The sequence below is a fragment of the Streptomyces sp. NPDC102258 genome, assembly GCF_055584685.1.
This window is the reverse complement of sequence record NZ_JBVJLO010000002.1, coordinates 112,290-126,649: the sequence shown is the minus strand read 5'-3', so window position 1 is coordinate 126,649 and position 14,360 is coordinate 112,290. Positions and strand designations below refer to the sequence as shown.

Sequence of the window (14,360 nt, the reverse complement as noted above, 5' to 3'; positions counted from 1 at the left end):
CATGTGCCGAGTGGTCGACCTGCACCAGGCGGTGCTCGCCAAGAACGACGGCGCCGCGCGCTCGCTGCGCGCCGCGCTCGCCGCGCGCGGGACGGCGGTCGTCAACCTGCTGTCCAGCCCCGGCAGCGGCAAGACCGCCCTGCTGGAACGGGAGTTGACGCTCGCGCGGGAACGGGGCGTGCCGGTCGCCGCCCTCACCGCGGACCTGGCCACCGAGAACGACGCCCTGCGGCTGGCCCGTTCGGGCGTCCCCGTCAAGCAGGTGCTCACCGACGGGCTCTGCCACCTGGAGGCGCCGATGCTGGGGCGCCACCTGGCGGGGTGGCTGCCGGAGGACACCCGGCTGCTCTTCGTGGAGAACGTCGGCAACCTGGTCTGTCCGGCCTCGTACGACCTCGGGGAGTCGCTGCGCGTGGTGCTGGCGTCGGTGACGGAGGGCGAGGACAAGCCCCTCAAGTACCCGACCGCCTTCGGGCTGGCCCAGCTGGTGGTGGTCACGAAGACCGACATCGCGGCGGCCGTGGAGTTCGACGAGGCCGCCTTCCGCGCGAACGTCCAGCGGGTCAACCCGGGGGTGGAGGTGCTGCTCACCTCGGTCCGCGCGGACGAGGGCACGGGCCTGCTGCTGGAACGGGCCCTGGCGGTCGCCGCGGGTGCGGCGGCGCACGTCCCCGTGATGGCCCGCCAGCGCCTCGCCGAGGAGCGGCACGCGCCCGACTGCGACCACGACCACGAGCACGACGACGAGCACGACCACGAGCACGAAGACGGCGACCACGGCCACGAGCACGGCCCGGGGCACACGCACACGCACCCGCATCCGCACGTCGACACCCACCGCCACGGCCACGGCGACCGCCACGCCCCGGCCGGTCCGGCCGGTCCGGCCGTCGCGCCGGCCCGCTGATGGAGGCACCGGAGCGCCGCCGGGTCACCGTGCGCGGGGTGGTCCAGGGCGTCGGGTTCCGGCCGTACGTGTACACCCGGGCCACCGGTCTCGGTCTCGCCGGGCACGTCACCAACACCCCGGACGGGGTGGTCGCCGAGGTGGAGGGCGCCCCCGCCGCCGTGTCGGAGTTCTGCGAGCGGCTCGCCGCCGACGCGCCCCCGCTGGCCGTGGTGGACGCCGTCCACCACCGCCGGGTGGCGCCCGTCGGGGACGCCGGGTTCACCATCATCGCCTCGCGCACCGGCGGCCCCGGCCGGACGCTGGTCTCCCCGGACGTCGCCACCTGCGCCGACTGCCTCGCCGAGCTCGCGGACCCGGCCGACCGCCGCCACCGCCACCCCTTCATCACCTGCACCCACTGCGGCCCCCGCTTCACCATCGTCACCGGGCTCCCCTACGACCGGGCCCACACCACGATGGCCCGCTTCCCGATGTGCCCCGACTGCGCCCGGGAGTACGCCGACCCCGCCGACCGCCGCTTCCACGCCCAGCCGGTCGCCTGCCCGGCCTGCGGGCCCCGGCTGCGACTGCTCGCCGGGCGGCCGCCGCGCGAGGTGACCCACGCCGACCCGGTCGCCGGGGCCCGTGCGCTGCTGGCCGACGGCGCGGTGCTCGCCGTGAAGGGGCTCGGCGGGTACCACCTGGCCTGCGACGCCACCCACCCCGGGGCCGTCGCCGCGCTGCGCCGCCGCAAGGACCGCGGGGCCAAGCCGTTCGCGCTGATGGCCCGGGAGCCCGCCGACGTCGAGGGCCTCGTCCGGCTGGGCCCCGAGGAGCGGGAGCTGCTCACCGGGGCGGTACGGCCCATCGTGCTGCTGCGCCGCCGCCCGGACGGCGCCCCGCTGCCCGGCGTCGCCCCCGGCAGCCCCGACCTCGGCGTGATGCTCCCGTACACCCCCCTCCACCACCTGCTGCTCGGCCTGGACGGCGACCCGGAGGGCCCGCGGCTGCTGGTGATGACCAGCGGGAACCTGTCGGGCGAGCCCATCGTCACCGACGACGCCGAGGCCCTGGAGCGCCTCGCCCCGCTCGCCGACGCCTGGCTGACGCACGACCGGCCGATCCACGTGCCCTGCGACGACTCCGTCGTACGGGTCTGCGACGGGGAGACGGTGGTGCTGCGCCGCTCGCGCGGGTACGCGCCGCTGCCGCTCACCCTGCCGCTGCCGGTCCCGGCCACGCTCGCCGTGGGCGGTGACCTCAAGAACGCGTTCTGCCTCGGCGAGGGCCGCCGCGCCTGGCTGTCGGCCCACATCGGCGACATGGACGACCTCGCCACCGGGTACGCCTTCGCCCGCGCCGAGCGGCAGCTGGAGTCCGTCACCGGCGTCTCCCCCGCCCGGCTCGCCGCCGACCGGCATCCCGGCTACCGCTCCGGCCGCTGGGCCCGCGAGCAGGCCGGCGGGCGCCCGCTGGTCCTCGTACAGCACCACCACGCGCACGTCGCCTCCGCGCTGGCCGAGCACGGCCTCGACGGGACCCGCGAGGTCATCGGGGTCGCCTTCGACGGCACCGGGTACGGGGACGACGGCGCCGTGTGGGGCGGGGAGGTGCTGCTCGCCGACTACGCCGGCTACGCGCGCTTCGCCCACCTGGCCTACGTACCGCTCCCCGGCGGCGACGCGGCCGTACGGCGGCCCTACCGCATGGCCCTGGCGCACCTGTGGGCCGCGGGCCTGGACTGGGCGCCGGACCTGCCCTGCGTGCGCGCCTGCCCGCCCGGGGAACTGCGGGTCCTGCGGACGCAGTTGGAGCGGGGGCTGAACTGTGTGCCCACCTCCAGCATGGGCCGGCTCTTCGACGCCGTGTCGGCGCTGGCGGGCGTCTGCCAGCACGCCGGGTACGAGGCGCAGGCCGCCATCGAGCTGGAGGGCGCCGCGGTCGGGGTGCCCGACGCCCCGCCCGACGCCGCCAGCGGTTACGCGTTCGCCCTCCGTACGCCCCCCGCCGGGGCCGCGGGCCCGGTCACGGCCGACCCGGCGCCGGTGCTGGCCGCGGTGGTGGCCGACGTACGGGCCGGGGCGGGGCGGCCGTTGATCGCCGCGCGCTTCCACGGCGCCGTCGCGGACCTCGTCGCCACGCTGTGCGGGCTCGCCCGGGACCGGCACGGCCTGGACACGGTGGCGCTGACCGGCGGGGTCTTCGCCAACACCCTGCTCTCCTCCGCCTGCGCACGGCTGCTGCGCGCGCGGGGGTTCACCGTCCTGCGGCACGGCGCGGTCCCGCCGGGCGACGGCGGGCTGGCGCTCGGCCAGCTCATGGTGGCGGCGGCCGCGCCCGTCACGGAACACCCACAGCGAGGAGAAGCCCATGTGCCTGGCGGTACCCGGCAGAGTGATTGAGATCGGGGAGAAGGACGGCACCCGGATGGCCACCGTCGACTTCGGCGGCGTCCAGAAGGAAGTGTGCCTGGAGTACCTGCCGGACCTGCGGGTCGGCGAGTACGCCATCGTCCACGTGGGGTTCGCGCTCCAGCGCCTGGACGAGGAGTCGGCCCGGCAGACCCTCGAACTCTTCGCGGAACTCGGCCTGCTCCAGGAGGAGTTCGGCGATCCCTGGGAGCAGGCGGCCGAGGCCGCCGGCGGCGACTGGCCGTTCGCCGACGAACCGGCGGCGCCCGCCGCACCGCACACGGCCGACGTCCGGCAGGAGGAAGTACCCCGGTGAAGTACATCGACGAGTTCCAGGACCCCGCGCTGGCCCGGCGGCTGCTGGACGACATCCACGCGACCGTGACCCGGCCCTGGGCCCTGATGGAGGTGTGCGGCGGGCAGACGCACACCATCATCCGGCACGGCATCGACCAACTGCTCCCGGAGCAGGTCGAGCTGATCCACGGGCCGGGCTGTCCGGTGTGCGTGACGCCGCTGGAGGTCATCGACAAGGCGCTGGAGATCGCCTCCCGGCCCGGGGTGATCTTCTGTTCGTTCGGGGACATGCTCCGCGTCCCCGGGACGGGCCGCGACCTGTTCCGGGTGCGGAGCGAGGGCGGCGACGTACGGGTGGTGTACTCCCCGCTCGACGCGCTGCGGATCGCGCGGGAGAACCCGGAGCGGGAGGTGGTCTTCTTCGGCATCGGCTTCGAGACCACCGCGCCGCCCAACGCCATGACGGTGTACCAGGCCAGGAAGCTCGGCATCCGCAACTTCAGCCTGCTGGTCTCGCACGTCCGGGTGCCCCCCGCGATCGAGGCGATCATGCGGTCGCCGAGCTGTCGGGTGCAGGGCTTCCTGGCCGCCGGGCACGTGTGCAGCGTGATGGGGATCTCCGAGTACCCGGAGCTGGCGGAGCGCCACCGGGTGCCGATCGTGGTGACGGGCTTCGAGCCGCTGGACATCCTCGAAGGGGTGCGGCGGGCGGTGCGGCAGCTGGAGCGCGGGGAGCACACCGTCGACAACGCGTACGCGCGAGCCGTCCGCCCGGAGGGCAACCCGGCCGCGCTCGCGATGCTGGAGGACGTCTTCGAGGTCACCGACCGGGCCTGGCGCGGCATCGGCGTCATCCCGGACAGCGGCTGGCGGCTGTCGCCGCGCTACCGGGAGTTCGACGCCGAGCACCGCTTCTCCGTCACCGGGATCACCACCCGGGAGCCGGCCGCGTGCCGCAGCGGGGAGGTGCTCCAGGGGCTGCTGAAGCCGCACGAGTGCGAGGCCTTCGGCGGTCTGTGCACCCCCCGCAATCCGCTCGGCGCCACGATGGTGTCCAGTGAGGGCGCGTGCGCGGCGTACTACCTCTACCGGCGCCTGGACCTGCCGGCGCCCGCCACCGCGGGCTCCGCGCCGGATCCCGTACCGGATCCCGTACCGGATGCCACGCCGGATCCCGCACCGGCCCCCGTACCGAACGCCGCGAACGCCGCGAACGCCGCGCTGGAGGCGAGCCCCGTTGCCTGAGACCGCACCGTCCGAGGCCGTCCTCGACGTCACCGGCTGGACCTGCCCCGCCCCGCTGCGCGACCACCCCCGGGTCGTGATGGGCCACGGCGGGGGCGGCGCGCTCTCGGCCGAACTGGTCCAGCACCTCTTCGCCCCGGCCTACGGCGGCGAGGCTCTGGCCCGGCTCGGGGACTCGGCCGCCCTCACCCTGGGCGGCGCACGGCTGGCCTTCTCCACCGACTCCTACGTGGTGCGCCCGCTGTTCTTCCCCGGCGGGAGCATCGGGGACCTGGCGGTCAACGGCACCGTCAACGACCTGGCCATGAGCGGGGCCCGGGCTGCTTACCTCTCCTGCGGGTTCATCCTGGAGGAGGGCGTCGAGATGTCCGTGGTGGCCCGGGCCGCCGAGGCGCTGGGCGCCGCCGCGCGGGCCGCCGGCGTGGAGGTCGTCACCGGGGACACCAAGGTCGTCGAGGCCGGTCACGGGGACGGGATCTACCTCAACACGGCGGGGATCGGGCTGATCCCGGACGGGGTGGACCTGCGCCCGCAGCGGGTGGTCCCCGGGGACGTGGTGATCGTCAGCGGCGAGATCGGCCTCCACGGGGTGGCCATCATGAGCGTGCGCGAGGGCCTGGAGTTCGGGGTCGACATCGAGAGCGACTGCGCGGCCCTCGGCGGGCTCGTACAGGCCATGCTCGCGGTCACCCCGGACCTGCACGTCCTGCGCGACCCCACCCGGGGCGGACTCGCGGCCTCCCTGAACGAGATCGCGGCCGCCTCCGGCACCGGGGTCGTCCTGCACGAGGGCAGCGTCCCGGTCCCCGAGGCCGTCGCGAACGCCTGCGCCATCCTCGGGCTCGACCCGCTGTACGTGGCCAACGAGGGCAAGCTCGTCGCGTTCGTGCCCCGCGAGCATGCCGACGCCGTCCTCGACGCGATGCGCGCCCATCCGCTGGGCCGCCGCGCGGCGGTGATCGGCGAGGCCGTCGCCGCACACCCGGGCATGGTCGTGGCCCGGACCGGCCTGGGCGGGACCCGGGTGGTCGACCTGCCGCTCGGCGAGCAGCTTCCGCGGATCTGCTGAGGCCGTCCCGCGAGCCCGCCGACCTGTCCACGGCGGCGGGCTCGCGGTCCGTGTTTCGACATGGCGGCAGGCCCCGCGGGCGCCCGGTTCCCCGCATGATCGGTTGCTCCGCCCCCGATCCAGGAGCCGCCCCCATGTCCGACATCACCGTCCGCGCCGCCCGCCCCGCCGACTTCGCGCACTGGCGCGTCCTCTACCGCGGTTACGCCGACTTCTACCGGGTGGAGCAGACGGAGTCGGCCGCCGCCACCGTGTGGGGGTGGATCAACGATCCCGCTCACGAGGTCGGCGCGCTCGTCGCCGAGGACGGCGCGGGCCGCCTCCTGGGGCTGGCGCACTACCGCCCGTTCGCCCGGCCGCTGTCCGCGACGGTCGGCTGCTTCCTGGACGACCTGTTCGTGGCTCCGGAGCACCGCGGTTCGGGCGCCGCCGACCTGCTGCTCGGCGCGCTGAGCGAGCTGGCGCGGGAGCGCGGCTGGAGCGTGGTCCGCTGGATCACCGCCGACGACAACCACCGGGCCCGCGCCAAGTACGACCAGGTGGCCACCCGCACCATGTGGGTCACGTACGACATGGCCCCGGCCGCCGCACCGGCTCAGGCCGACTCCTAGGAGTCCGCTCGATTTTCCGACGGTCCATCAGGTCATCCGTCCCGGACCCTTGACTCCGCTCGCGGCACTCGGGATTCTCGACGCACTGTTTGTGCGGGGCATGACAATTCATGCCCGGATTCGTCCGCGCCCCTCCGCCGACCGAAGACGCGAGTGATGACCTTGACCCCTCACCCCCGCCCGCGACGCCCCCGCCGCGGGCGCCGCCGGCCCTTGGCACTCCTGTCGCTGTTCGTCGCCGCCGTCCTGGCCGTACTGCTGGGACCCGTACCCAGCTCCTCGGCCGACACCGACTGGTGGACCCCCACCGCCCGCCCCCAGCCCGACGCGCAGGTTAACGTCACCGGCGAGCCCTTCAAGGGCACCGACGCCCAGGGGCGGGTCCGCGGCTTCGTCGACGCGCACGACCACATCATGTCCAACGAGGGCTTCGGCGGCCGGCTCATCTGCGGCAAGCCCTTCTCCGAGCTCGGGGTCGCCGACGCGCTCAAGGACTGCCCCGAGCACTACCCCGACGGCACCCTCGCCGTCTTCGACATGATCACCAAGGGCGGTGACGGCAAGCACGACCCCGTGGGCTGGCCCACCTTCAAGGACTGGCCCGCCCACGACTCGCTGACCCACCAGCAGAACTACTACGCCTGGATCGAGCGTGCCTGGCGCGGCGGCCAGCGGGTGCTGGTCAACGACCTGGTCACCAACGGGGTCATCTGCTCGGTCTACTTCTTCAAGGACCGCGGCTGCGACGAGATGACCGCGATCCGCCTGGAGGCGCAGAAGACCTACGACATGCAGGCCTACATCGACACGATGTACGGCGGCCCGGGCAAGGGCTGGTTCCGCATCGTCACCGACTCCGCGCAGGCCCGCGACGTGGTCAAGCAGGGCAAGCTGGCCGTCGTCCTCGGTGTGGAGACCTCCGAGCCCTTCGGCTGCAAGCAGGTCCTGGACGTCTCCCAGTGCAGCAAGGCCGACATCGACCGGGGCCTGGACGAGCTGCACCGGCTGGGCGTGCGCAGCATGTTCCTGTGCCACAAGTTCGACAACGCCCTGTGCGGGGTCCGCTTCGACGAGGGCACCCTGGGCACCGCGATCAACGTGGGCCAGTTCCTGTCGACCGGCACCTTCTGGCAGACGGAGAAGTGCACGGGACCGCAGAAGGACAACCCGATCGGCCTCGCCCCGGCCCCGCAGGCCCAGAAGGAGCTCCCGGCCGGCGTGTCCGTCCCGTCGTACGCGGCCGACGCGCAGTGCAACACCCGCGGCCTGACCGACCTCGGCGAGTACGCCGTACGCGGGATGATGCAGCGCAAGATGATGCTGGAGGTCGACCACATGAGCGTGAAGGCCGCGGGCCGGGCCTTCGACATCATGGAGTCCGCGTCCTACCCGGGCGTGCTCTCCTCCCACAGCTGGATGGACCTCGGCTGGACCGAGCGCCTCTACAAGCTCGGCGGTTTCGCCGCCCAGTACATGAACGGCTCCGAGGCCTTCAGCGCCGAGGCCAAGCGCACCGACGCGCTGCGCGAGAAGTACCACGTGGGCTACGGCTACGGCACCGACATGAACGGCGTCGGCGGCTGGCCCGGCCCGCGCGGCGCCGGCGCCCCGAACGCGGTGACGTACCCCTTCCGCAGCACCGACGGCGGTTCCGTCCTCGACCGGGTGAGTGCCGGGCAGCGGACGTGGGACCTCAACACCGACGGCGCGGCGCACTACGGACTGGTCCCCGACTGGATCGAGGACATCCGGCTCGTCGGCGGCCAGGACGTGGTGGACGACCTGTTCCGGGGCGCCGAGTCCTACCTCACGACCTGGGGCGCCACCGAGCGGCACCGGGCGGGGGTGAACCTCGCGGCGGGCGCCGCCGCCTCGGCGAGCTCCGCCGAGTGGAACCCGTTCACCAGCTACGCGCCGGGCCGGGCCGTGGACGGTGACCGGGACACCCGCTGGGCCAGCGACTGGAGCGACGACCAGTCCCTCACCGTCGACCTGGGAAGCGCGAGCCTGGTGGGGCGGGTGACGCTCGACTGGGAGCGCGCGTACGGGAAGGCGTACCGCGTCGAGCTCTCCACGGACGGCTCGGACTGGCGGACCGCCTGGTCGACGACGACCGGTGACGGCGGCCTGGACACCGCGCTGTTCGCCGGGACCACGGCGCGCTACGTACGCGTCCACGGCGTCGGCCGCGGCACGCAGTGGGGCTACTCCCTGCGCGAAGTGGGCGTCTACGGCGGCTGACGCCGCACCGACCGGGGCCGGCCGGACCAGACCCCCTGGTCCGGCCGGTCCGGCCGGCCCCGTACGTACCGGAAGGACCCACCATGGCCAGGATGCCCTCGGCCGAGCGGCGCCGGCAGCTGACCGAGGCGGCGATCCGCGCGATGACCCGCGACGGCGTCGCCCGGACCACGACCCGCTCGATCGCCGCCGAGGCGGGCGTGTCCCTGAGCGTGTTCCACTACTGCTTCGAGTCCAAGCAGGCGCTGCTGGCCTCGGTCATCGACGCGATCACCGCCCACTACGTCGCCGTGGTCAAGGAGGCCATCCGGCCGCGGGCCACCGTGCGCGAGAGCGTCCGGGCGGGCTTCCAGGCGTACTGGGACCACGTCCGCGCGCGGCCCGGCGAGCACATGCTGACGTACGAGCTCACCCAGTACGCCCTGCGTCAGCCCGGCTTCGAGCACCTGGCCCGCCGCCAGTACGAGCTGTACTGCGAGACGCACGCGGAGCTGCTGGCCCAGCTGCTGCGGGAGAGGGACCTCGACCCGCGGGTGCCGGTTGCGGTGCTGGCCCGCTACCTGGCGGCCATGACCGACGGGCTGACCCTGAACGCCCTCGTCCTCGGCGACGCCGGGGCCGCGGCCGGCGTCCTGGACCTGGTCACCGAGCACGTCGTCGCCCTGGTGGAGCCGGCGGCCGGGGCCGGCCCGCGGCCGCTCAGCCCGGATCGGCTGCCTGCCACACCGTGGTGACGTTGCAGAACTCCCGGATGCCGTGCCCGGACAGCTCCCGCCCGTACCCCGAGCGCTTGACCCCGCCGAAGGGCAGCGCGGGGTGGGAGGCGGTCATGCCGTTGAAGAAGATCCCGCCGGCCTCCAGGTCGCGCACGAAGTGTTCGACCTCGGCGTCGTCGCGGGTCCAGACGTTGGAGCTGAGGCCGAAGGGGGTGTGGTTGGCCCGTTCGACGGCTTCGGCCAGGTCCGCGGCCCGGTAGAGGGTGGCGACGGGGCCGAAGGTCTCCTCCTGGTCGATGCGCATGTCCGGGGTGATGTCGGCCAGGACCGTGGGCGCGTAGAACCAGCCGCCCGGGTGGTCCGCCGGGCGCCCGCCCCCGCACAGCACGGTGGCGCCCTTGCCCACCGCGTCCTGGACGAGTCCCTCCACGTCGTCGCGGCCCGACTCGGTGGCCAGCGGGCCGACCTCGGTGGCTTCGAGCATCGGGTCGCCGACGGTGAGGGCGTCCATCCCGGCCGTGAAGAGCCGGGCGAACTCGTCGTAGACGTCGGTGTGGACGATGAACCGTTTGGCGGCGATGCAGGACTGGCCGTTGTTCTGCACCCGGGCGGTCACGGCGGTGCGGGCCGCGCGGGCGATGTCCGCCGACGGCATCACCACGTACGGGTCGCTGCCGCCCAGCTCCAGGACCGTCTTCTTGACCTCGTCTCCGGCGACGGAGGCGACCGCGCGCCCGGCGGGCTCGCTGCCGGTCAGGGTGGCCGCCGCCACCCTCGGGTCGCGCAGGACGGCCTCGACGGCGCGCGAGCCGATCAGCAGGGTCTGGAAGCAGCCGCGCGGGAACCCGGCGCGGTGGAAGAGGTCCCCGAGGTAGAGGGCGGTCCCGGGGACGTTCGAGGCGTGCTTGAGCAGGCCCACGTTGCCGGCCATGAGGGCGGGCGCGGCGAAGCGGATGACCTGCCAGAGCGGGAAGTTCCACGGCATCACGGCGAGCACGACCCCGAGCGGGCGGTAGTGGACCCGGACGCGGGAGGCGCCCGAGTCGCGTACGTCGTCCTCGGCCGGGCGCTCGTCGGCGAGGAGGGACTCGGCGTGGGCGGCGTACCAGCGCATCGCCTTCACGCATTTCGCGGCCTCGGCGCGGGCCGCCGCCAGGGGCTTGCCCATCTCGGTGGTCATCGTGCGGGCGATCTCCTCCGCGTCGGCCTCCAGGACGGCGGCCGCGCGGGTGAGGAGTGCGGAGCGTTCGGCGAAGGTGGTGCGCCGGTAGGTGGCCGCGGTCCGCGCCGCCTCCGCGAGGGCGCGCTCGATGCCGTCGGCGCCGAGCTCGTCGAAGGTGCGCAGCGTCTGGCCTGTCGTGGGGTTCACGGTGGCGATGGGCATGGTCCGGCCTTCCTGCGAGGTGTCCGCCCCACCGACCCTGCCCCCGCCCCCGCCGCCGCGCAAGACGTGGAACGGGCCGCCGGCCCTCGTACGGGCACCCGTCGCGCACCCGCGGCCGGTCGGGACAGGCCGCGGCGGCCACGCGCCCGGCGGCTACCGGCCGCGGCGGGGCTTGCCGCGTTTGGCGGGCTTCGGGGCGGCCGAGCCGCCGCGGGCGGGCTTGCCCGTCGTCTTGCCGCCGCTCTTGGCACCCGACTTCCCGGCCCCGGTCTTCGCGGCGCCCGGCTTGCCCGTGGCGGCCTTGCGCTGCTTGGGCTGGGGCGGCGTCGGGGGACGGCCTCGGGTGCTGTTCACCGTCCGGCCCCGGACGATGCCGATGAACTCCTCCACCAGGTCGGTGGTCCGCTCCTCGGGCCAGCACAGCGCGATGCGCGAGGCGGGGGCGTCCGTCACCGTCCGGTACGTGAGGTCCTTGCGGTGGTGCAGCCGGGCCAGCGACTGCGGGACGAGGAGGACGCCGATGCCCGCCGCCACCAGCTCGATCGCGTCCGCCGTGGTCGCGGGACGCTCGAAGGCGGGGCGGCCCGGCGGGGTGTCCCAGCCGAGCACGTCGTCGAGGGGGTGCAGCACGATCTCGTCGGCCAGGTCCTCGGTGGACACCTCTTCCACGGCGGCCACGAGGTGGTCCTTCGGGATGACCACCACGGTGGTCTCGGTGTACAGCGGGATCGCGCTGAGGTCCGTACGGTCCACGGGCAGCCGGACGAACCCGGCGTCCGCGTCACGGGCGCGCAGCGTCCCGTACGCCTCGGCGGCGCTCACGCCCACGAGGGTCAGCGGGACGTCGGGCAGCCGCTCGTTCCAGATCCGCACCCACTTCGTGGGCGTCACTCCCGGGACATAGGCGAGCCGGAACGAAGGGGGTACATCCGAGCCTGTCACTCCGCCAGGTTACCGGTCGTGGTCGGAGGTAGCGCACACGCTCGATACCCTTGACCCCATGACGTCGCACCAGAGCACCCAGACGATGAAGCCCGCCACCGCGGCGAAGAAGCTGGGTGTGTACCTCGAAGCCACCCCCGCAGAGTTCCAGGAGGGTGTGGTTTCGCGCTCCGAGCTGAACGCACTCCAGACCGAGCCGCCCGCCTGGCTCGTGGAGCTGCGCCGCAACGGCCCGCACCCGCGGCCCGTCGTCGCGGCCAAGCTCGGCGTGTCCATCGCCGGTCTCGCCCGCGGCGGGGTCACCGAGGCCCTCACCACGGACCAGATCGAGGCCATCAAGCAGGACAACCCGGAGTGGCTGCAGAAGGAGCGCGCCACCCAGGCCGACGTCCGCAAGGAGGCCGTGCGCATCAAGGAGAAGAACGCGCAGAAGTCCGAGAAGCAGTCCGGCGACCCCCGCTAGTCCCCCGCCGGCCCGCCGGTCCGCGGCGCGTCACCCGAGGGGACGCGCGGAGGCCGGCCGCTCCGGCGGCGGCCGCCGCCCCGGCGCGGGCCGTCAGCCGGGCAGGGTGACCAGCCCCGCCTCGTAGGCCATGATCACGAGGTGCACCCGGTCCCGGGCGCCCAGCTTGGTGAACAGCCGGGCCACGTGCGTCTTGGCGGTGGCCTCCGAGATGAACAGCTCCGCGGCGATCTCGCTGTTCGACCGGCCCCGCCCGACCAGGGTGAACACCTCCCGTTCCCGGTCCGTGACCCCGGCGAGCGGCTGTTCGCCCCTGCGCGGCGCCCTCGCGCCGGGGCCGCGCGTGAAGTCGGCGATCAGGCGACGCGTGACACCGGGGGCGATCAGCGCGTCCCCGGCGGCCACCACCCGGACCGCCGCGAGGATGTCGTCCAGGGCCATGTCCTTCACCGCGAACCCGCTCGCGCCCGCGCGCAGCGCCCCGTAGACGTGCTCGTCCTCGTCGAAGGTGGTCAGGACCAGGACCCTGGGCGCGTCCGGCTCCGCCGCGATCCGGCGGGTGGCCTCGATGCCGTCCATGCCGGGCATGCGTACGTCCATCACCACCACGTCGGGGCGGTGCTCGGCGGCGAGCCGGACGGCGTCCGCGCCGTTGCCCGCCTCGGCCACCACCTCCAGGTCATCCGTGTCGGCCATGAGCATGCCCAGGCCGGAGCGTACGAGCGGCTGGTCGTCCACGAGCAGGACGCGTATCCGGCTCACCGGCCGGCCCCCGCTCCGTCACCGGCGGCCGGCAGCGGCAGTTCCGCCGCCACCCGGAATCCGCCCTCGGGCCGGGGTCCGGCGCTGAGGCTGCCGTGGAGGAGGGCGACCCGCTCGTACATGCCGGTGATCCCGAAGCCGCCCCGGCCGGCCGGGGCGGACGCCCCCCGGCCGTCGTCGACGACCTCCACCCGCAGCCCGTCCGCCGAGAAGTCGAGGCCCACCCGGGCGTGGGCGGCGGGGCCCGCGTGCCGGACCACGTTCGTGAGGGCCTCCTGCACGATGCGGTACACCGACAGGTCGATGTCCGGCGGAAGGCGCCGCTCCGCCCCCGTCCTGTGTACGTCGACCCGTACCCCGGCGTCCGCCAGCGAGGCCGCCAGGGCGTCGAGTGCGGCCAGGCCGGGCGCGGGACCCGTCGGGACGTGGCCGCCCTCCCCGTCCGGCTGGGCCCGCCGCAGGCCGGTCAGCGTGCGGCGCAGGCCCGCCAGGGTCTCCCGGCTGGTGGTCTCGATGGCCGCCAGCGCCTTCCGCGCGTCGTCGGGCCGGGTCCCGATCACCCGGCTGCCGGCGCCCGCCTGGATGGCGATCACGCCGATGCTGTGGGCGACCATGTCGTGCAGCTCCCGCGCGATGCGCAGGCGTTCCGCGGTCAGGGCTTCGGCCACCTCCGACTCGCGCAGCTCGGCGGCGTGCTCGCGGCGCTGGCTCAGCAGCAGTCCGGCCAGGCCGGCGGCGGCGGTCCCGAGGACCGTGACGAGCAGGCTGCTCGTCATGGCGTCGGGTCCGTTCGCCATCGCGGCGACCACCGGCACCTCCACCAGGCCCACGGCGACGGCGGCGATCACCGCGTGGCGGCGCGGGCGGGTGGCGACGACGACCCCGAAGACGATGGCGACCGGTACGAAGGCCAGGTAGCGGTCCGGCACCAGTGAGCTCCCCTTGACCGAGAAGGCCAGCACCGTGACGACCGTCAGGGTGAGGGCCAGCGCCGCGGCGGGCCGGCGCCGCAGCAGCCCCGTGAGCAGGCCGAGCCCGAGCGTCAGGACGGCCGCGAGCAGCGACCCGGTGGCGCGGGAGATCCCGCCCACCAGCAGCAGGGCGACGAAGACGTAGAGGACGCCTCCGCCCCAGTCGAGGAAGGCCGAGGCCCCTTTTCGGCTGGTGGCGAGGGGTGCGGGCAGCGCTGTCGTGTTCATGCCCCGACCCTAGAACGCACCCCGGCCCGTGGGCGTCGGCCGCCGGGCGTACACCCCGGGGCGGATGTCGGCGTACCGGGCGGGGCCGTGCTGAAACCCGTTCGGCCGTGGGGCGTTAGAAGGGCGGAACG

At 74.4% G+C, this 14,360-nt stretch carries 13 protein-coding genes; 9 read left to right on the top strand and 4 right to left on the bottom strand.

Going from position 1 to position 14,360, the window contains the following annotated elements; all coding sequences use genetic code 11:
* Position 1: 1 nt before the first annotated feature.
* From hypB to ACZ6ZT_RS03760, 8 genes are all read left to right on the top strand, one after another.
* Positions 2-907: a hydrogenase nickel incorporation protein HypB gene (gene hypB, locus ACZ6ZT_RS03795; RefSeq protein WP_469715222.1), complete on the top strand. Its 906-nt coding sequence runs from the start codon at positions 2-4 to the stop codon at positions 905-907.
* Complete coding sequence (gene hypF, locus ACZ6ZT_RS03790; RefSeq protein ID WP_469715221.1) at positions 907-3,291, top strand: carbamoyltransferase HypF; 2,385 nt, start codon at positions 907-909, stop codon at positions 3,289-3,291. Before hypB ends, hypF begins: the two co-directional genes overlap by 1 nt.
* Positions 3,260-3,616 (top strand): HypC/HybG/HupF family hydrogenase formation chaperone, encoded by a 357-nt coding sequence (locus ACZ6ZT_RS03785; protein ID WP_469715220.1) that lies wholly within the window; start codon positions 3,260-3,262, stop codon positions 3,614-3,616. Before hypF ends, ACZ6ZT_RS03785 begins: the two co-directional genes overlap by 32 nt.
* On the top strand, positions 3,613-4,842 hold the full coding sequence (gene hypD / locus ACZ6ZT_RS03780) for a hydrogenase formation protein HypD (protein ID WP_469715219.1): 1,230 nt from the start codon (positions 3,613-3,615) through the stop codon (positions 4,840-4,842). The genes ACZ6ZT_RS03785 and hypD overlap by 4 nt, the downstream gene beginning before the upstream one ends.
* Before the next feature lie 79 nt (positions 4,843-4,921).
* Entirely contained in the window at positions 4,922-5,911 is a 990-nt protein-coding gene (hypE, locus tag ACZ6ZT_RS03775; protein WP_469715814.1) for a hydrogenase expression/formation protein HypE, read from the top strand.
* A gap of 134 nt (positions 5,912-6,045) precedes the next feature.
* Positions 6,046-6,522: a GNAT family N-acetyltransferase gene (locus ACZ6ZT_RS03770; RefSeq protein WP_469715218.1), complete on the top strand. Its 477-nt coding sequence runs from the start codon at positions 6,046-6,048 to the stop codon at positions 6,520-6,522.
* A 156-nt stretch (positions 6,523-6,678) separates the two neighbouring features.
* The gene (locus ACZ6ZT_RS03765; RefSeq protein WP_469715216.1) at positions 6,679-8,763 is read left to right on the top strand and encodes a galactose-binding domain-containing protein; all 2,085 of its coding nucleotides are present in this window, start codon (positions 6,679-6,681) and stop codon (positions 8,761-8,763) included.
* A gap of 83 nt (positions 8,764-8,846) precedes the next feature.
* A complete protein-coding gene (locus ACZ6ZT_RS03760; protein WP_469715215.1) occupies positions 8,847-9,497 on the top strand; it encodes a TetR/AcrR family transcriptional regulator in 651 nt (216 codons plus the stop codon).
* Here ACZ6ZT_RS03760 and ACZ6ZT_RS03755 read toward each other — a convergent pair.
* The gene (locus ACZ6ZT_RS03755) at positions 9,463-10,863 is read right to left on the bottom strand and encodes an NADP-dependent succinic semialdehyde dehydrogenase (protein WP_469715213.1); all 1,401 of its coding nucleotides are present in this window, start codon (positions 10,861-10,863) and stop codon (positions 9,463-9,465) included. The genes ACZ6ZT_RS03760 and ACZ6ZT_RS03755 overlap by 35 nt on opposite strands.
* Before the next feature lie 153 nt (positions 10,864-11,016).
* Complete coding sequence (locus tag ACZ6ZT_RS03750; protein WP_469715212.1) at positions 11,017-11,805, bottom strand: LysR family substrate-binding domain-containing protein; 789 nt, start codon at positions 11,803-11,805, stop codon at positions 11,017-11,019.
* 58 nt (positions 11,806-11,863) lie between these two features.
* On the opposite strand from ACZ6ZT_RS03750, the gene ACZ6ZT_RS03745 reads away from it, so the two are divergent.
* The gene (locus tag ACZ6ZT_RS03745) at positions 11,864-12,268 is read left to right on the top strand and encodes a DUF5997 family protein (protein WP_469715210.1); all 405 of its coding nucleotides are present in this window, start codon (positions 11,864-11,866) and stop codon (positions 12,266-12,268) included.
* Between the two features lie 93 nt (positions 12,269-12,361).
* On the opposite strand, the gene ACZ6ZT_RS03740 is transcribed toward ACZ6ZT_RS03745, so the two are convergent.
* A complete protein-coding gene (locus ACZ6ZT_RS03740; RefSeq protein WP_469715208.1) occupies positions 12,362-13,030 on the bottom strand; it encodes a response regulator in 669 nt (222 codons plus the stop codon).
* Positions 13,027-14,229 (bottom strand): sensor histidine kinase, encoded by a 1,203-nt coding sequence (locus ACZ6ZT_RS03735; RefSeq protein ID WP_469715207.1) that lies wholly within the window; start codon positions 14,227-14,229, stop codon positions 13,027-13,029. Before ACZ6ZT_RS03735 ends, ACZ6ZT_RS03740 begins: the two co-directional genes overlap by 4 nt.
* Positions 14,230-14,360: the final 131 nt, after the last annotated feature.

Coding starts and splice junctions, on each gene's coding strand:
- ACZ6ZT_RS03735 (WP_469715207.1), bottom strand. CDS start 14,229: ATGAACACGACAGCGCTGCCCGCACCCCTCGCCACCAGCCGAAAAGGG.
- hypF (WP_469715221.1), top strand. CDS start 907: ATGGAGGCACCGGAGCGCCGCCGGGTCACCGTGCGCGGGGTGGTCCAG.
- ACZ6ZT_RS03755 (WP_469715213.1), bottom strand. CDS start 10,863: ATGCCCATCGCCACCGTGAACCCCACGACAGGCCAGACGCTGCGCACC.
- ACZ6ZT_RS03770 (WP_469715218.1), top strand. CDS start 6,046: ATGTCCGACATCACCGTCCGCGCCGCCCGCCCCGCCGACTTCGCGCAC.
- hypE (WP_469715814.1), top strand. CDS start 4,922: ATGGGCCACGGCGGGGGCGGCGCGCTCTCGGCCGAACTGGTCCAGCAC.
- ACZ6ZT_RS03765 (WP_469715216.1), top strand. CDS start 6,679: ATGACCTTGACCCCTCACCCCCGCCCGCGACGCCCCCGCCGCGGGCGC.
- ACZ6ZT_RS03745 (WP_469715210.1), top strand. CDS start 11,864: ATGACGTCGCACCAGAGCACCCAGACGATGAAGCCCGCCACCGCGGCG.
- ACZ6ZT_RS03785 (WP_469715220.1), top strand. CDS start 3,260: ATGTGCCTGGCGGTACCCGGCAGAGTGATTGAGATCGGGGAGAAGGAC.
- ACZ6ZT_RS03760 (WP_469715215.1), top strand. CDS start 8,847: ATGGCCAGGATGCCCTCGGCCGAGCGGCGCCGGCAGCTGACCGAGGCG.
- hypB (WP_469715222.1), top strand. CDS start 2: ATGTGCCGAGTGGTCGACCTGCACCAGGCGGTGCTCGCCAAGAACGAC.